This is a genomic window from Vibrio sp. SG41-7 (assembly GCF_014164465.1).
GTDB lineage: Bacteria > Pseudomonadota > Gammaproteobacteria > Enterobacterales > Vibrionaceae > Vibrio > Vibrio splendidus.
Genome location: NZ_JACJFF010000006.1, coordinates 20,266 through 38,186, shown reverse-complemented (window position 1 = coordinate 38,186; position 17,921 = coordinate 20,266). Strand labels below are relative to the sequence as shown.

The 17,921-nt window shown below is 44.6% G+C and carries 18 protein-coding genes; 8 read left to right on the top strand and 10 right to left on the bottom strand.

What is annotated here, in order from left to right:
• Positions 1-4 precede the first annotated feature (4 nt).
• Positions 5-1,189: a cystathionine beta-lyase gene (locus H5300_RS02710; RefSeq protein ID WP_004734614.1), complete on the bottom strand. Its 1,185-nt coding sequence runs from the start codon at positions 1,187-1,189 to the stop codon at positions 5-7.
• 183 nt (positions 1,190-1,372) lie between these two features.
• On the bottom strand, positions 1,373-2,827 hold the full coding sequence (gene cls, locus H5300_RS02705; protein WP_182795351.1) for a cardiolipin synthase: 1,455 nt from the start codon (positions 2,825-2,827) through the stop codon (positions 1,373-1,375).
• A gap of 367 nt (positions 2,828-3,194) precedes the next feature.
• Here cls and H5300_RS02700 point away from each other — a divergent pair, with 367 nt between their 5' ends.
• The 4 genes from H5300_RS02700 to H5300_RS02685 all read left to right on the top strand — a co-directional run bounded on the left by H5300_RS02700 (position 3,195) and on the right by H5300_RS02685 (position 8,315).
• On the top strand, positions 3,195-4,628 hold the full coding sequence (locus H5300_RS02700) for a sodium-dependent transporter (RefSeq protein ID WP_012604350.1): 1,434 nt from the start codon (positions 3,195-3,197) through the stop codon (positions 4,626-4,628).
• A gap of 230 nt (positions 4,629-4,858) precedes the next feature.
• Complete coding sequence (locus H5300_RS02695; protein ID WP_017083283.1) at positions 4,859-6,475, top strand: methyl-accepting chemotaxis protein; 1,617 nt, start codon at positions 4,859-4,861, stop codon at positions 6,473-6,475.
• 179 nt (positions 6,476-6,654) lie between these two features.
• The gene (locus tag H5300_RS02690; protein ID WP_004734618.1) at positions 6,655-7,353 is read left to right on the top strand and encodes a TIGR01621 family pseudouridine synthase; all 699 of its coding nucleotides are present in this window, start codon (positions 6,655-6,657) and stop codon (positions 7,351-7,353) included.
• A gap of 8 nt (positions 7,354-7,361) precedes the next feature.
• Positions 7,362-8,315, top strand: coding sequence for a class I SAM-dependent methyltransferase (locus H5300_RS02685; RefSeq protein WP_102498478.1), 954 nt, complete (start codon positions 7,362-7,364; stop codon positions 8,313-8,315).
• 82 nt (positions 8,316-8,397) lie between these two features.
• Here H5300_RS02685 and H5300_RS02680 read toward each other — a convergent pair whose 3' ends face one another.
• The 5 genes from H5300_RS02680 to H5300_RS02660 form a co-directional block, all read right to left on the bottom strand.
• A complete protein-coding gene (locus H5300_RS02680) occupies positions 8,398-9,015 on the bottom strand; it encodes a CDP-alcohol phosphatidyltransferase family protein (RefSeq protein ID WP_182795350.1) in 618 nt (205 codons plus the stop codon).
• The gene (locus H5300_RS02675; RefSeq protein WP_102511508.1) at positions 9,005-9,655 is read right to left on the bottom strand and encodes an ATP-binding cassette domain-containing protein; all 651 of its coding nucleotides are present in this window, start codon (positions 9,653-9,655) and stop codon (positions 9,005-9,007) included. The genes H5300_RS02680 and H5300_RS02675 overlap by 11 nt, the downstream gene beginning before the upstream one ends.
• Positions 9,621-11,321 carry an ABC transporter permease gene (locus H5300_RS02670; RefSeq protein ID WP_004734622.1) on the bottom strand — a complete coding sequence of 567 codons (1,701 nt, stop codon included), beginning with the start codon at positions 11,319-11,321 and terminating at the stop codon, positions 9,621-9,623. The genes H5300_RS02675 and H5300_RS02670 overlap by 35 nt, the downstream gene beginning before the upstream one ends.
• A gap of 5 nt (positions 11,322-11,326) precedes the next feature.
• The gene (locus tag H5300_RS02665) at positions 11,327-12,493 is read right to left on the bottom strand and encodes an ABC transporter substrate-binding protein (protein ID WP_029405181.1); all 1,167 of its coding nucleotides are present in this window, start codon (positions 12,491-12,493) and stop codon (positions 11,327-11,329) included.
• Positions 12,494-12,887: 394 nt separating this feature from the next.
• Positions 12,888-13,334: an META domain-containing protein gene (locus H5300_RS02660; protein ID WP_017057112.1), complete on the bottom strand. Its 447-nt coding sequence runs from the start codon at positions 13,332-13,334 to the stop codon at positions 12,888-12,890.
• A gap of 187 nt (positions 13,335-13,521) precedes the next feature.
• Between H5300_RS02660 and H5300_RS02655 the strand changes: the two genes are divergently transcribed.
• Both H5300_RS02655 and H5300_RS02650 read left to right on the top strand, forming a co-directional pair.
• Entirely contained in the window at positions 13,522-13,785 is a 264-nt protein-coding gene (locus H5300_RS02655; protein WP_017079017.1) for a DUF1289 domain-containing protein, read from the top strand.
• 109 nt (positions 13,786-13,894) lie between these two features.
• Complete coding sequence (locus H5300_RS02650) at positions 13,895-14,062, top strand: hypothetical protein (RefSeq protein WP_017079018.1); 168 nt, start codon at positions 13,895-13,897, stop codon at positions 14,060-14,062.
• A 74-nt stretch (positions 14,063-14,136) separates the two neighbouring features.
• On the opposite strand, the gene H5300_RS02645 is transcribed toward H5300_RS02650, so the two are convergent.
• The 3 genes from H5300_RS02645 to H5300_RS02635 form a co-directional block, all read right to left on the bottom strand.
• On the bottom strand, positions 14,137-14,439 hold the full coding sequence (locus H5300_RS02645) for a thiamine-binding protein (RefSeq protein ID WP_017065764.1): 303 nt from the start codon (positions 14,437-14,439) through the stop codon (positions 14,137-14,139).
• Between the two features lie 142 nt (positions 14,440-14,581).
• The gene (locus tag H5300_RS02640) at positions 14,582-14,803 is read right to left on the bottom strand and encodes a hypothetical protein (RefSeq protein WP_004734659.1); all 222 of its coding nucleotides are present in this window, start codon (positions 14,801-14,803) and stop codon (positions 14,582-14,584) included.
• 267 nt (positions 14,804-15,070) lie between these two features.
• Complete coding sequence (locus tag H5300_RS02635; protein WP_182795349.1) at positions 15,071-16,309, bottom strand: DEAD/DEAH box helicase; 1,239 nt, start codon at positions 16,307-16,309, stop codon at positions 15,071-15,073.
• A gap of 258 nt (positions 16,310-16,567) precedes the next feature.
• Here H5300_RS02635 and H5300_RS02630 point away from each other — a divergent pair, with 258 nt between their 5' ends.
• Positions 16,568-17,194 carry a LysE family translocator gene (locus tag H5300_RS02630; RefSeq protein WP_102498483.1) on the top strand — a complete coding sequence of 209 codons (627 nt, stop codon included), beginning with the start codon at positions 16,568-16,570 and terminating at the stop codon, positions 17,192-17,194.
• A gap of 218 nt (positions 17,195-17,412) precedes the next feature.
• Positions 17,413-17,769 carry a hypothetical protein gene (locus tag H5300_RS02625; protein ID WP_004734656.1) on the top strand — a complete coding sequence of 119 codons (357 nt, stop codon included), beginning with the start codon at positions 17,413-17,415 and terminating at the stop codon, positions 17,767-17,769.
• The last annotated feature ends 152 nt before the right edge of the window (positions 17,770-17,921 follow it).

Genomic DNA, 17,921 nt, shown 5'->3' with positions numbered 1-17,921 from the left:
TAAATTAAACGAGCGCGTTGTAACGCTCCAATCCTGCTTCTAGGTCTGCAATCAGGTCATCGACATCTTCTAAGCCGATATGAACACGTACCAAGGTTCCTGTGAAGTTAGGGTTCGCTACTGTTCTTAGGCTATCGAAGCTGTTCGGTTCGTTCGCTAGAATTAAGCTTTCAAAGCCACCCCATGAGTAACCCATACTAAAGTGCGTCATACCATCAAGCAGCGCTGTGGTTGCTTTTGTATTTGAGTTCTTCAGCACGAAAGAGAACAAACCATTACCGCCAGTGAAATCTCGTTTGAAGAATTCATGGCCTGGGCAAGACTCAAGGGCAGGGTGACGAACATGATCAACCTCAGGTCGAGTCTCCAACCATTTTGCGACTTTCAAACTGCTTTCTGCATGTTGGCGTAGTCGAACGTCAAGAGTACGAATACCACGAAGGGCAAGGTAAGCGTCATCTGGTGATACACATTGCCCCATCAAATAGCTCTGTTCTCTTAGTTGATCCCAACACTTCTCGTTGGCAACAGCCGTACCCAACATCACATCAGAGTGACCAACAATGTATTTGGTCGCAGCTTGAATCGAGATATCAACGCCAAAATCAAACGGTGAGAAGTTCACACCAGCAGCCCATGTGTTATCGAGCATCACGATGATGTCGTGTTCATGAGCAATACGCGCTAGCGTTGGAATGTCTTGCACTTCCATGGTGACTGACCCCGGAGATTCGGTAAACAGCACCTTAGTGTTTGGCTTAATAAGGTCTTGGATGCCTTCACCGATCGTTGGCTCGTAGTAGGTCGTCTCTACACCCATCTTCTTCATGATGGTGTCACAGAAATCACGCGTCGGTTCGTAGCAGGTGTCGACCATCAGAATATGATCGCCTGTTTCTACAAAAGAAAGAATGGCATTTGAAATGGCTGCAGTACCACAAGGGTAAAGTGCACAGCCTGCGCCGCCCTCGACTTCAACCATGGCATCTTGGAAAGCGAAGTGAGTGTTGGTTCCACGGCGTCCGTAAAAAAGCGTTTTATTAGCGCGATTAATCGTAGCTTTACGCTTTTCTTCTACTGAGTTGAACACGACAGTTGAAGCGCGCTGTACTGGTGGGTTAACGACACCATTGGTCCACTTCTTATCACGACCTGCAGTGATCAGTTTAGTGGTTTTGTTCTCGGACATGCTGTGAATTCCTTATCAATCGGTTATGTCCTATTTAAAACATGCCAATAGCATTCAAAGCAAGAGCAGAGGGGGAGTTTTTATGCTTTTCTTTCGCTTTTTAACCTTTCACGTCGTTTATCGTGAAAGGTCAAAAATCTGATAAGTAGAGAGATATGAGTCGCAGTGGGTCCATTGATTGGATTACAGCAGTGGATTGAACAAATAGAACAATCGTTCGAAGAAGCGGTTACGTAAATTTCTCTGCTCCCATTGCTCCAGTTCCACTGGATGAGATGATTCAATATAGGATTGCTGCAAATCAAACAGTTGCTTGGTGAAGTGTACGTCATCAACGGCTAGCGTCACTTCGAAGTTTAGCCAAAGGCTGCGCATGTCGATATTGACCGTTCCGATTAAGCAAAACTCTTCATCAATCACTACCGATTTGGTGTGAAGAAGGCCACCGTAAAATTCGTAAATCTTAACGCCAGCTTCAAGTAACTCTGTATAGAAAGCACGAGAAGCCCATTTAACCATCAATGAATCGTTGTTGTGTGGAATGATCAGTTCGACGTTTATGCCCCTTTGCGCTGTCATTTTTAGCGTTTCTAACAAGTCGGCACTCGGTACAAAATAAGGTGTAGTGATGCGCACAGAACGATTGGCTTGATTAATGGCAATAGTCAGAACTTGTAGGATCAAATATTCCGGCATACCAGGGCCAGACGGAACGACCTGAACCGGATGGTGCGTCATTATTTCTTCAATCGGGCATTCAGGTAAATCAGGAAGAATCCGTTCGCCTGTTTCTACTTCCCAATCCCAACCATGAATAGCCGAAAGCACGTTAACGGTTGGCCCAGTGACTCGGACCATTACGTCGATCCATTGACCAACGCCTGAACTCTGTTTGAAATGCGCCGGATCCACCATGTTCATTGAACCGGTATAGGCGATGGATTCATCAATCACGATGATCTTACGGTGCTGTCTTAAATCAAGGCGACGTAAGAAAATACGCCATGGGCTTACTTCTAATGCTTGCACAACTTGCACACCAGCGTCTTTCATCATTGAACGCCAATGGCTTTTGAAAAAGCGTGGACTACCTGCTGAATCGAGTAAAACCTTAACATCTACGCCACGTTTGGCCGCTCGAATCAGTGCAGAGGCTACGGAGTCGGTTAGACCACCAGGATGCCAAATGTAGAAAACCATTTTGATACTGGTTTGTGCGTTTTCTATATCTTCGATAATTGCGTGCAGGATCTCATTGGGTGAAGCTTGCAGTGAAAGTGTGTTTCCACTAAGTGCAGGAATACCCATTCGATTATTACAAAGCTCATCAATCTTGTGGATTGGGGAGCCAACTTTACCTGGAAGGTGAACCTGACAATCATTTAATTGGCGGAACCAATCACCGAACGGAGTAAACATGCGATGTGCGCGCTCAGCCCGCTTTCTACCTAGGTTTAGCTCGCCGAAAAGGAAGTAACAGGCCACGCCAACAATCGGGATAATGTAGATAACCATCAACCACGCGAGAGAAACGCTGACAGAGCGTCGTTTTAGTACGACACGAAAGGTCACACCGGCGACGAGAACCCAGTACAAAGCAACGGAAGCTAAAGTTAAAAAATGGTAGAGCTTTTCCACATTGAATACTCGAAAAAAGAGACACTTAGATAGTAATGCTATTTTGAGGATATGGGAATTTAAGGAATCAACTATTTACAAAATAGAGCAAAAGCTGTAAACAGGTTATAGTTGTTAAGTTTTGGTTAACTTAAGACGAAAACGATTGTTTTGTATAAAAAGACGGCATTTAACCATAAAAATTTACATTGGTAACGAAATATGTACGGTTCGGACTTCCAATTTTATTCTTAAACTGGTTTACTTGCCATACAACGAGCGTCAATCAAATCTTTTAAGTGTGTAAATTTTTTTATACACCTTATCTTTTAAAGACGCCACCCAAAGCAAAACACAACATCACACAACACAAAAGTTTGGAGTACACGTGGCTACTAGTAATACAACCACAACACCCCGCGATACCTGGGGTTCGAAGTTAGGATTCGTAATGGCTGCAGCAGGTTCTGCTGTTGGTCTAGGTAACATCTGGAAATTCCCTTACACAGCAGGCGAAAGTGGCGGCGGTGCATTCGTTGCAATTTACCTGTTTTTTGTAATCTTCATCGGTTTCAGTGTCATGCTGACTGAATTTGCGATTGGCCGTCATACGCAAAAATCAGCAGTAGGTGCATTTAAATCAACTGACCGTCGTTGGACGTTCGCTGGTGTTATCGGCGTAGTCAGTGGTCTACTTATCATGGGTTTCTACCCTGTAGTAGGTGGCTGGTCTATCGCATACATCGGTAAAATTGCTGGTGGTCTACTAGACGCACCTGAAGCAATTGGTGACAGCTTCGGTGGCTTTATCTCAAACCCAGTTCAACCACTTATGTGGATGGGCCTATACCTACTACTTAACGTTGTCATCGTTATGAAAGGTATTTCTGGCGGTATTGAGAAAGCGGGTAAGATTCTGATGCCACTTCTTTTCATCATCCTTATCGTGGTATCAATCAAAGGCCTAATGCTTCCGGGCGCGATGGCTGGTCTTGAATTCCTATTCAGCCCTGATTTCTCTAAAGTAGACAGCGGTGTAATTCTAGCTGCACTAGGTCAAGCATTCTTCTCATTATCTCTTGGTATGGGTTGTATGTTGACTTACGGTTCTTACCTTAAGAAGAAAGAGAACCTAGTTCAAACTACAGCTATGGTTACGGCGATGGATACAGGCGTTGCTATCCTAGCTGGTGTTGCAATGTTCCCTGCAATGTTCGCATTTGGTATGGAACCTGCGGCGGGCCCTGGTCTAGTATTCGTTGTTGTTCCTCAGCTATTCGCTGAAATGGGCGGCGTAGTTGGTCTTCTATTTGCTCTAATGTTCTTCGTTGGTCTAAGTGTTGCGGCACTAACTTCTTCAGTATCTCTACTTGAAGTTGTGGTTTCGTACCTAATCGATGAGAAAGGCATGAAGCGTGTGACTGCAGTACTGTCTGCAAGTGTCGTAATGGCGATTCTATGTATCTTCGCTTCTCTATCACTTGGCGGCTTCGGTCCAACACTGTTTGGTACTGGTGCATTTGATATCTTCGACTTACTAACGGATAAAATCTTCCTAGCAGTTGGCGGTATGTTGGTATGTATCTTCGCTGGTTGGAGACTAAACCGTGCTGACCTAGAGAAAGAAATCACTAACGACGGTGAAGTATCTTTCCCACTATTCGGTCTATGGTACACACTTGTTAAGTACATCATCCCAGTAGCTATCGCTATCGTAGCGTTCATGGGTATCTCTTCTGGCTTCGACAGCGGTAAAGGTGCAATCATGCTACTAGGTATTGGTATCATTGCTGGCTCTGCGCTTATCTCTAAGAAGTTATAGTTCTGAGAAGCTATAGTTTTAAGAAGCTATAGCTCTAAGAAACCATAGCTCTTAGAAGCTACAATCCGCGAGTTAAAGTAAGTTAAGAAACGGGAGCCATTGGCTCCCGTTTTTTTATGCTACTAACTTAATTATCAAAGAAAAATAAATACTTAAAGTTATTGGTCTGGTAGCCGATATAATGAAAAGTAATAGCTGATTGAGCTGTATTTTATTTAAGTAGGTGTTGTGTGAAATTGTCAGTTAGGAAGAAGTTGTACGCCGGGTTTGGCTCTATATTGGCGGTGCTTGTCACGCTAGTCGGTATTGTATGGATCGAAGTCATTGGGGCTCACAAGAGCGCTGATGAAATTAGGATGGATGATGTACCGGGAACGGTGACCTACCTTGTATTGATAGATGAGGCTGGGGATGTTTATCGCGATGCACTTGGTGCGATTACTCAGGCCGACAATGCGCTTAATGATTATCGAACCAACAAGAATGAATTTGCTCAGGCTATTAAAGAAGCAAAACGTTTAGAGAGTCGAGGTTCAGAAGACCATCGCCGTATTGAGCGAATTGAAGACCTGATGGGGCGCTTTACTCAAGAGTTTGAATCTAAGCTTGTACCTATGATCAACGATGAGTCTGCGCTGTTATCGAATATCCAGCAGCTTCGCTCCTTATATGAGAGCAATCTAATCCCGGTTGAAAACTTACTGGACCAAGCGTCTGCAAGTGAGCGAGCCGATACAGAACAATCGCTGCTTGTATTAACCGATTCGTTTACCACCATCGAACGCACCATCATGGTGTTGTCTGCCATTGCGATTGTGTTTGGTTGTGTGATTGCGTATGTATTGTCTAGCTCTATTACCAACCGCCTGACTCGTGTTGAACAAGTAGCACGACGTGTAGCAAATGGTGACCTAACGGCAGGCGACATTATTGATGATTCTGGTGACGAATTGGCCGATCTTGCTACGTCGATTAACCAAATGCAGAAATCTTTGGTCGACCTATTGGGTTCAATCTCTTCTGTGACGAACCAAGTTCAATCGGTGACAGGTGAGCTATCATCAATCAGTCAAGACATCGTTTCTGGTGCCTCTGCGCAAGCTGATAAAGCTAACCTGATTGCGACTGCCGCAGAAGAGCTAAGCTTGACCATTTCTGAAGTCGCTCAGCAAGGCACTTCTACTTATGAAGAGGCGCGTCGCTCAGAAACGTCAGCAGAAGATGGCCGTAACGTGATTGTTGAAATGGTGGCAAGTATCCAACAAGTGTCGACTCAAATGAGCGACATGTCGGTACAAATGAATACGCTAGGTTCACATGGCGAACAGATTGGCAGTGTTATTAAGGTAATCGAAGACATCGCTGGACAAACCAACCTACTGGCGCTGAATGCTGCGATTGAAGCGGCACGTGCTGGCGAGTTTGGACGTGGATTTGCAGTGGTTGCTGATGAAGTACGAGCACTGGCAGAGAGAACGACCAAAGCGACTCAAGAAGTGTCTGGTATCATTCAGTCGATTCAATCTGGTACGCAAGAAGCGGTGACTTACACTCAAGATAACTGTCGTCTAGTTGAGATTGGTGTTGAGCAAAGCTCTGGCGCAGTTTCGGCGCTAGAAGCGATTGTAAGTGGTGCTGGCAATGTACAAAGCATGGTCAACTCTATCGCGACAGCGGCAGAAGAACAGACAGCGGTGACCAAAGAAATTGCAGCGGATATTACGGCGATCAGTGATATTTCTGAGCAGTCTTTGCAATTAGCGACTCGCAGCTCTGAAAATACCTCAGGCTTGAACGCTAAAGTTGCTGAGCTAGAAGCATTAGTCGGTAAGTTCAAACTCGCGTAGGGCGGGTGGCTTTGTTCTATTTTCCGAATGCCAATAGAACAAAGACCAAGCACTGATCGCTACTTGCTGAAAAGAAGCCCAATGATTCAATATTTATTGAGTGAGTTGGGCTTTTTCGTAGCTGGAATCTGGGTTCAGACACGGTATACTCCACGTTCTACAATGGAGCTAGCCTTTAAATGTTCGACATTCTTCTGAACCACTCTGATTTTTTACTCATAAACAAACATCCTGGCGTCAGCGTCCATAAAGACGATGGTGATACCATGTTGTTGCAAGAAGTTGCTAAAGCAATCAACGAGCCGAAGCTATACCTAGTCCATCGTCTCGATAAAATGACCTCAGGTATTCTACTGCTGGCAAAAAATGCTTCGGCAGCAAGTGAGCTTTCACAGCTGTTCGCAAAGCGTGAAGTCGAGAAGTACTACCTTGCGATTGGTTCGAAGAAGCCTAAGAAAAAGCAGGGGCTGATTTCAGGAGATATGGAGCGTTCACGACGCTCGAGCTGGAAGTTACTGACAAGCAAAGAAAACCCAGCGATTACCCAGTTTTTATCTGCAACGGCTGAACCCGGTGAGCGTTTATTTTTATGTAAACCCTATACGGGACGAACTCACCAGATCCGTGTCGCGATGAAGTCGATCGGCTCAGCCATTGTTGGTGACCCTATTTATAATCCATCGAGTGAGGCTGACAGAGGTTATCTGCATGCCTTCGCGATTCGATTTACCTATCAATCACAAGCCTACGAATATGTCTGCGATCCAAGAAGCCTAAACTCCTTGGGTGAGAAGTGGCATCAAGAGATCGTGTCTAATGGTTTAGACAACTGGCTTGAACCTTGGTCATTAACTTGGCCAAAGCTAAACACTAAGTGAGTGAAATAATGGAAGCATCAGCTTTACCTCTGTTTTTTAGTCATATTGAACAGCAACTTAATGAAGTGCCGAATGAACTACGCCGTATTTTTCACGGTCGTGGTAAGTTTTGGCCAGGCCTAGATCAACTGACATGTGATTGGGTTGATGGGCAGTTATTGGTTAACGTATTCAAAGAAGTGGATGATGAGTTCTTATCATCTCTTAAAGCTGGATTGGTTGATTTGACTAATAAAGACATCTGGCAAGCAAAGCAGGGCACCAGTATTGTTCTGCAACATCGTTATGCCGATGGTGCGCCGTCAGAAGTTTTATGGGGCGAACTTAATGACTCACCCGTTGTGGTTGAGCACGGTCTTAAGTACCAATTAGATATTGGCCGTAATCAGAACTTCGGTTTGTTCCTAGACATGCGCAATGGTCGTCAATGGGTACAAGATAATGCTAGGGATAAGAACGTTCTTAACCTGTTCGCATACACCTGTGGTTTCTCTGTCGCGGCTATCGCTGGTGGCGCTCGCCAATGCATGAACGTGGATATGTCGCGCGGCTCGCTAAATAAAGGCCGTGATAACCACCGCTTGAATGATCACGACATGCGCTCGGTTAACTTCCTTGGTTACGATATCTTTAAGTCGTGGGGAAAAATCAAAAAGGGTGGCCCTTACGAGTTGGTTATCATCGACCCGCCTTCGTTCCAAAAAGGCAGCTTTGCTTTAACTAAAGATTACAAAAAGATCTTGCGTCGCTTGCCTGATCTTCTAACAGAAGGTGGTGAAGTGATTGCTTGTGTTAACTCACCAGCAGTATCGCCAAACTTCTTAATCGAGACGATGGTAGAAGAAGCGCCAAGCGTTGAATTCATTGAGCGTCTGGACAATCCGCCTGAGTTTGTCGATGTCGACCTTGATTCAAGCTTGAAGGTGTTGAGATTTAAAATTAGCGCTTCTGCAGATGCCTAATTAGGTTTAAGTATTAGCTAGAATATAAAAACGCCGCTCATCTGAGCGGCGTTTTTGTTTATGAGGAATGCAGAAATTCACATTAGTTGGTTTGATTCTTGAGTGTCTGGAAACCAAAATAAATACGCATGAACGTAGTCAGCCAACACGCAGCACCAAAGGTGTAAGCGATAGCCGCAAAGTGTTGAGGCCAAATACAGAAAGCAATGAAACAAGCGATGGTTTCAGTGCCTTCGGTTAGCCCTGACATGTAGTACAGAGACTTATGCTTATAGACTGGGTTTTCGATGCCTCGCTTGCCTGCCATAACCGCAAACGCTAAAAAGCTGCTGCCAGTGCCGATAAAAGAGAAAATCAAAAATGCACCGGCAATGGCGTTGTGTTCTGGGTTGGCGATAACAAAGCCAAAGGGGATCAACGAGTAGAATAGGAAATCTAGGCTGATGTCGAGGAAACCGCCCGCATCACTAATGCCTTGTATTCGAGCCAAGGCTCCATCAAGCCCGTCGCAAACCCTGTTAAATACAATAAACCCTAACGCCCATTCGTATTGTGGAAATGCCAATGCTGGAAACGCTAAACATCCAACCAGAAACCCAAACAGGGTGGTTTGGTTAGCTGTGATGCCGAATCTATTAAGTAGTTTGGCTGATTGATTTAATGGCCACTTAATGATCTTAATAGAGTACTTATCCAGCATGGTTACTTCTCCATGGCCAAGACAGAACTTTTGCCCCTTGAGGCACATCGGTTTGGTCGTGCGTTACCATTAATGTCGGAATATTCGCTTTAGTGAGTTGCTCAAATACCCAGTCGCGAAACTGGGCTCTGAGTTCTTGGTCGAGCTTACTAAACGGCTCATCAAGCAACGCCAATTTCGGTTTCGCCAATAGCATACGAGTTAAGCTAATTCTCGCTCGCTGGCCGCCAGATATTTGGTCGGGAAATGACTCAGCCAAGCGGGTCAGTTCAATGTCTCTTAACGCTTCCATTGCTTGTTGTTGGCGGTCTGAACCCTTAACCGAGTTTGGTAACGAAAAGGCCAAGTTCTCCCATACTTTTAGGTGTGGAAATAACAAGTCGTCTTGAAACAGAATACCAACTTCACGCCGATGTGATGGGAGATCGTCTAGTTGAATATCGTTCAAAATAACGGTGCCAGAGTATGAGAACTCGTCATTCAGGTGACCCGCGATGGCATCTAACAAAGTCGATTTTCCGCAGCCGCTTGGCCCCATCAGCGCCAATATTTGGCCTGATTCTAATGTTACGTTTAGCGCTGAAAACAGCGATTCGCCACCGTTTTTATGGATGGCGAGGTCGTTGAGGTGCAGACTCATTAGTAAGAAAACCTTTAAAAGTAAGACGGCGATATCTAAGTTGAAGTCGGCTGACTAATATCGCTAAAGAGAAAAAGAACAGAGGCAACAAGGCCTGCCAAATGGCATAAATTGCGGTTACTCTGCGGTCGAAGCCACTGGTAAGCGCGACGGCTTCTGTGGTGATGGTGCTAATACGACCAGCACCGAGCATCAATGTCGGCAAGTACTGAGCCAAACTCACACTGATCCCAACCGCCCAAGCGAAGGCGATGGCGGGCAGTAATATAGGCAGCTTGATCGAATACCAGCTTTGAAATGGCGATTTACCCAAGCTCAGTGAAGCTTTTATCAGCCCATCGTTGAAGCTTTTCCATGGGCCGTCCAAAGACAAGTACACAAATGGAAAGGCGAAGAAAACATGCGCCCAAATAACCCAAAGCTCATAGGCACTACTGCCAATGTATAGAGTGGTGATTTGCATGCCGAACAACACCGACAGTTGAGGTATCAACATTGGAATAGCGATAATAAAGCCTGGGACTTGCCACTTGTATTTGATTCTGTATTCGTGAGCAACCAACGCAAGCAACAAAGCGATTGAAGCAGCAATCAGACCAATCCATAAGCTTTGACCAACGGTGCTCATGATGCCATCCCACTCGAATTCCCAGAAGCGCATGCTGTAGCGGCTAGGGAGTAAATCAGGGAAGCGCCAGCGCTGCGCAAAACTCCAGATAATCATCAAAGGAATGATCATCAGTGACAAAGCTGCAAGAGCTGTGAATACGGTTTTCCCCGGTAAGTTAGCCCCTGTTCTTCCTGAATACTGCCACGTTCGAAAGTACTTAAGAATTGCCCATTCAACTAAACGCGCCAAGGCGATGATCAACGAAGCCAAGCCAAACAAAACGATCGCACCAGCAGCAGCTCGTGGTAGTAGATTAAGATCTGGATCGTTGAACCATTGCCATACCAAAACGGCAAAAGTCGGTGGGTTGGTTGGGCCAATGATCAGAGCGATGTCGACAACCGATACGCTATAGGCGAGCACAGCCAGCATTGGGAAGCGAAGCTTAGTAAACCATTGCGGGAAAATACACTTCCACCAGATCTGAGCGCGGCTGTAACCGAGTGATGCACTCACCTTGGTGATACGTTCTACATCAATTTGTTGAAGTATCGATATGCTCATCAGCAACAAGAAAGGAACTTCTTTGAGTGCGAGCATAATGATAAGGCCAAACGCGTAAGGATCTTTTATCAGCAAAGCCAATTCAGAGCTTGTAGCCGATTCACCAAGTAAGTGATGCACGGCTCTTGCGCCAAGCCCTGTTGGGCTAAACAAAAAAGCAAAGCCGATAGCGAAAGCCACATGCGGAATGGCAAGCATTGGCGATAGCGTTAACTCAATCTTTCTCCAAAACTTGTTTCCCCAAGAGGCTTGAAGAATGCAAAAGGTAAGAAAGCAGGCGATGTAGCTGCTGGCGACCGCTGAACCTAGGCTTAAGCCAATAGAGTGCCAAGCCCCTTCCCATTGAAAGACTTGGCTAAACCCGTTGAGTGTTGGCTCGTCTAAACCTAAGGGCGGGATGAAACTCAGTGACGAAGCCACGACTCCCGCTACCCCAGGAATGGTTGGGATGATACATACCGCTATAACAACAAAATATAGAGCGCGAAGCATGGAGGTTAGTTACCGTATCGCTTAAGCCACTCTTTCTCGAGCGCGTTTTGCCAACTAGGATGCGGTTCATCAATCGATTTAAATTGCTGAGTATTTTTAGCGCTGCCGGTTAAGTACTTACTGCTCAATACAGAAGGGTCACCCCAGACATTGAGGTCACCTTTGCGAGATTGTGCTTCTGGGCTCAACAAGAAGTTGATGGTCACTTGAGCACCCGCGGTTGCATTGGCATTCCAAGGAATCGCAAGGAAGTGAATGTTAGACAGAGCGCCGCTTTCTAACGCATAAGCCTTGGTAGTTTCCGCTAGGCGGCCACTTGATTGTGCTGAATATACAGAGTTTGGATTGAACGTAATCGCGAGGTCGAGCTGTCCGTCATCCAGAAGTTGAATGCTTTCAGATGTACCCGCAGGAAATTGCTTTCCGCCTCTCCATGCCACTTTATGGAATTTATCTAAGTAAGCCCACAGTGGTTCCGTAACGTCTTGGAAGGTATCTTCTGAAACGGGTTTAGCAAGCGCAGGACTGTTGTTTGTTAGCTCAATCAGTAGAGACTTAATGAAGCTCGTACCGTGAAACTCTGGTGGGCGCGGGTAGCTTAAGCGATTCGGGAAAGCCTGAGCGTAGCTCAACATCTCTGAAAACGATTGTGGCGGATTGTGCAGTGTTTCTTGGTCGTGGATGAAGACCAGTTGCCCAACGCCCCAAGGTGCCTCCAAGCCTTCTGTTGGCTCCGAGAAATCGACATCGATCGGCAAAGACTTATCCACGTACTGCCAGTTTGGAAGTGTTTGAGTGAATGGTCCAAACAACAAGGCATTTTCTTTCATTGAACGGAAATTCTCGCCGTTAATCCAGACGATATCGACACTGCCTTCAGTGTTCTTTCCTGCCGCCTTTTCTGCGAGTAAGCGAGTGGTAGTTTCTGCAATATCGGTTACTTTCACATGTTTTAAGGTAACACCGTAGTCACTCTGTAATTTCTTGCCCGCCCACTGTAGGTAACGATTGATTTCTTGGCTACCGCCCCAAGCGTGAAAGTAGACAGTTTGTCCCTCTGCCTGCTGTTCGATTTGGTTCCAGTTATTGGTTGATGTTGCTTCATCAGCATAAATGGTTGCGCTGTATGCAACGGTTGCCATGATTCCTAACGTACTTACTATCTTGTTCATAAACTTTTCCATTTGGTAGTGAACGGGTAAGAGCATTGTTATTTAGAACTCCCTACAGTTATTCTATCTGTTTCTGAAATAAATTCTAATTCAACAGTAAATTCAATCAATTACTTGAGAACAAGCAGGGAGGGCGTGCTGGTCTTTTTTGGTTAAACTTTGTTCGATATGCAATCGTCTCGAAAGCTCGACAGACTCTAGGCTCTTACCATCCTAGCAATAGACCGATAAACCAGTGAATTTATTGCATCTAAATGAGAGATATTTGAGGTTTATTGGAGGTTGGTACGAAAAGTAGGCGATGAGTGTTAATTTTGAAGGTGTTGTGAGGGTAAGCAGGCAATAAAAAGGAGCCATGAAGGCTCCTTTAATCAATATCTATTTCGAGAACGGATTAGTTTACCCAATCACGAATTGTGTACGTTAGCGTGTGTACATCGTTTTTCAGTACTAGCGTATCGTTTGTTAGGGTTACGTCGCTCCACTCGCTTAGAGTAGCAGAAACCGACTGTTCGATTTCCATCGCAGAGCCGTGACACATTTTCATTGTCATGCCCATTTGCTTGATACGGAATTGACCGTCTTTCAGCTCGCCCTGACCAAAGAAGTTGTTACAACCAGCCATGCCGTTTGCAGTCATCTTTTCGCCGATCTCTAGACGAGGAGCTGCTTGGTCTTCGTTTTTCACAATGTCCTTGCCATCAATTTGCGCAAGTTCCCAATTATGGTGCTGTAGATCGGTTGGTGTTACTTGCATCGCGTTGTCACCTGTTGTTGTGCATGCTGCTAGCATCATAGGTAAAGCGGCTACTGCTAGTAATTTTTTTGAACTAAACTTCATATTATAAGGCTCCAAAGGAAAGAACGAAGTTACCGAATAAGTGTAACTTGATGGGTTCAAAGTATAGTTTACAAAACACTATATGTGTCAGTATAAGGTCATAGTTTAGTATGAATTTCACGAGCTGGGCGACAAATTAATCGCTTATTTTTTAATTAGTAAGCTCGATTTTGATGTGTAAGGAGGCATGGTGGAGCAGTTAGAGTTTTTCCAGGTTCCAAGCCCTTGCGTTGGGGTTTGCTCAAGCGATGATAAAGGCTATTGCAATGGTTGTATGCGCAAAAGAGAAGAGCGCTTTAATTGGATGTCGATGACTCCGTCAGAACAATTGCACGTGATTAAGCTTTGTCGTCAGCGCTATCGAAGGAAGATAATGAAGCAAAAAAACTTGGTTGGTAAGTCGGTCGACGAAGAGGGAAATACAAGTCCCCAAAGAGATCTTTTCGGTTAAAGAGGAAGTATCAAGATTTTATTTAACTCCGAAGTAACTATTACTTTACATAATGGTTGGGGTGTAATATTAAGGTAGGTACCTTTGTACCAGAAGGAGTGATGTCGGTATGAATAAAAAGAACGTAAAACTCAAAAAAGAACCAGTTAAAGCACTGGATCGAAAAAACATTGGGGCGAAAAATGACCCTGAAGAGAGCCCGCGTGATTGGCATTCGATGTCAGAAGAAGAACGAATGGAAATCCTTTCTCACCTTTCAGACATGCCTTTTCAATAACATCACTGGTTCTTCAGAGTCTTTCTTAACCCGCTGTTTTCTTAAATAAACAGCTTTCTGAAATAAACATATTGCTAAACAAACATGTGATTCGCTTTCGTTACACCACGATGGTATGTACAAAATGTATCATCGGCCTCGGTGGTTTTACTATGAATCTTTATGTTGGTTATCACTTCTACAGCCCCTGCATCGTAACAAGCTTGCTCTGCCTTTTTAACGATATCGAGTAATTGATTGAGTTCACCTTTCATTGTGGTTTCCATCGCACCAACTTGGAAAGGGACATCGGCTGCTTTCACAACTTCAATGGCTTTATCAACTACTTCGAAGTTGTTGCCTTCTTTAACGCGAGGGATCACTTGGAAGGCAACCATCACTTCTTTTTCTCTTTTTAACTCAGACACTTTCTGCTTACTCAATGATAGGGATTTGTTGCAGATGATAGGTTAATGCGGAGATAAATTCTACAGCGGTTACGCTGCTTTATTTAAGACACGAGTGACTGGAGATATCGGACTACTTGCTACCCCAGTGGTCGCTAACCCAACCACCAATATGCTCATCAAAATGACTACCACTGAACCTCTGATTGCGTTCCACCGAGGTATCACAGTCGTCTTTGTTGTCGATTAGGTTTTGTATGTAGTTTGCCATTGGGTCATTGGAACTCTGACGATCTCGGCGAGTAGCCACTTCCTTAATCAGTTGTAATCGATATGTAGAGCTTGCACGTTTCATTTCAATGACCTCCCGGTTTTTAGACACTAATAGAAAAATCTAGTTGCCAGATATAGGGGCGTCAACGTGATCAGAAAGTATTTTTTTTGAGCAACCAAGAATCAATACCTTGGCACCATAATTCACAAAAGTGTCATTTAAAGTGGCATTTTGTCTGAGTCGATAGGTTGTGATTTTGCATCTGGTTGCATATAAAAAGCCCAGTACAAACTGGGCTAATCGATTTTCTATGGTTATTTTGAAGAGCTAGCTATTTTGAAGAACTGGCTATTTCGAAGAACTTGGCTTGCTCTTAAATTGCTTAGCACTTTTCTTCTTTGCGGTTCTTCGGTTAGCCATTTTGTCTTTAGGTGGACGTTTGCGAGCTGTCACTTCAGATGCAGGTTTGTCTGTAACAGGGAAACCTTCTAATGCTTGTAGCACAAGAGGCTTATTGGTCAGAGTACGAATCGCATTTAGGTAGTCAGTTTCGCTGTGACTAACCAGAGAGATAGCGCAACCAGTGCTTCCTGCTCTTGCTGTGCGACCAACTCGGTGTACGTAAGTTGCGGAGTGTGTCGGCAAATCAAAATTAATCACGACAGGCAGCTGATCAATATGGATGCCGCGAGCCATCACATCAGTCGCGATAAGCACACGGGTCTCGCCATTTTTGAAACTCTCTAATGCTTGCTCTCGTTCTTCTTGGCTCTTATTTCCATGTAACGCACTCACACTGATTTTGGCTTTATTCAGTCGCTTGGTTAATGCGTCGGCATTGTCTTTCGCACCAATAAATACCAATACTTGCGGCCATGTGTGTTGATTGAGTAGGGCAATGAGCGCCTGAGCTTTACTGCCTTTGTTCACTAAGTACAGAGTTTCTTCAATAGTCGCGACCACGCTGTTTTCTTGGTGTGTCGTGACTTTAACTGGGTTTGAAAGAAGCAGCTCAGCCTGACTAACCAACTCTGGCGGAAGTGTCGCAGAGAACAACAGTGACTGACGTTTGCTCGGTAATGCTGCGGTAATCGCTTGAATATCTGGCCAAAAGCCCATGTCGATCAGGCGATCGGCTTCATCAAGAACCAATGATGAACACTGAGCGACATCCAGTTCACCACTTTTGATTAAAGCAAGTAAGCGGCCTGGTGTGGCGATTGCTAATTGCGGTTGGGTTAGTAATTGTTGCTGCTGATCATCAGTATTCACGCTACCGGTTAACGTTACGAATTTGATATCGAGCGCTGTCGCGATCGGCTCTAAAGATTCAGTCACTTGAGACGCGAGTTCACGTGTCGGGACGATGATAAGCGCTTGCAGTCCATTCACATCATGGTTGATGTTGTTCAGCAAGGGTAAGCCGAACGCCAACGTTTTTCCGCTACCCGTTTGAGCCAACGCAAGTACGTCTTTACCCGCAATAATTGATGGAATTACCGCTTGTTGTATCTCAGTCGGTTTGTCGAATTGAGAAGGGATCGCTGTGACGGTTTTTGCGTTAAGGGTGAGGTTATCAAATGACATAAATGAACCAAGTATCAAAATGGAGGTGGAGTCTAACAGGGCTATAAATGTTAGAGAATGAGTTTTGCTGCGTTACAGGATAAACGGGTGAATTATACGCGTTAAATTTAAGCGTTATCCATACAACTGAACTAAGGCAAGCGAGCTAAGCCAAGCTAATTAAACGTTGGGCATATTGTAATGGTATTGAATGGACGTACAATATCCGCCCTAAAACGATCAAGTATGATTAGGAAGCTTTAAGGAAATGAGAGCGAAATGAGTTGGGAAAGTATCTGGCTGTTTATTATCATCGTGTTTTTTATTGCCATCATTCCAGGCCCAAATGCTTTGTTGGTATTGAGCTCGGCTTTAACTCAAAGAAAGTTGTTTGCGTTTATTAACGTGTTGGGTGTGTCATGCGGGTTCTTTTTCCATGCGTTTGTTTCTGCGAATGGCATGAGCTTACTGTTATCTCAGACTTCAATGGCCTTTGAGGGACTGAAGTGGGCGGGTGTCTTGTACTTAGTCTGGCTTGGTTATAATCACTTTCGAGCGGCACTGCGAGCTCAAGAGGGTGTGCTTGCTTTAGTGAACGCATCGGGCAGTAAGCTTTATAATCAGTTTTTCAAAGGACTCCTCACTAATCTACTGAACCCTAAAATCGTTCTGTTCTACCTTTCGATATTCCCTCAGTTTGTTTCTAAGGATCACATTGTGTCCGACAGTTTAATGCTGGGCGCGATACAGGCGACAGTGGTTGCTACATGGTTTTTGGTTGTCATTTTGATGGCTGATACGTTTAAGAGATTATTGACGAAAAAGCGCACGTCTCAATGGATGAACATTGTGTGCGGGTTGTTGTTTGTTGGCTTCAGTATTCAGTTGGCGCTGTTTCAGCTTTAGGGTTCATAGCTAACAATCGAACCCCTAGCATATACGACTCATATCTCACTTTTTACTGAATGCTCAGCAATCCTTGTTTCTGTGCATAAATCTCTAAAGCATTAGCTCGTAATGTCGATATAATGGTCAGCTATCAATTCGGTGAATGTGTTCGTTCGAAATCCAATTGAAGCTAAAGGCTATTGCTTTACCGAATAAACAGAGACAGGGAGTCACAGATGAGTGAAGAGTTATTCACCCAGAAACGCAAATATTACCGCTTGAAGTACCCAAAAAAGGCACGTCCAGTGATGCGAATTAAGGATGAGCTTTTTCATGTGAGTGAAGTGTCTGAAAAGGGTGTGCGCTTGATGATGCGTAACATCATTCCTGTTTATCGAGGCTTCTCAATGGCGGGCAGTTTAAGACTGCACGATAACAACACCATTGATATTAGTGGTGCAGTGCTGCGACAAGAAGGCGATGAAGTGATCGTTCAGTTGTTAGAAGGACCGAGTTTCAAAGATATGGTGTCAGAACAAAGACACATTAGACAAAGATACCCAGTATTTTTTGCTAGCCTCAGAGTGGCATAAAAAGCTTTTAAAGTTAGATGCCTTAAAGCCCAAGTCATTCACTCAGATCCGATATTAAAAAGCCCAGCACTTTCACAAGTGCTGGGCTTTGCTATATATGTAAGCAAACTAACTATACGGACAAACTAAGGCGCTTAGCCTGTCTATGGTTC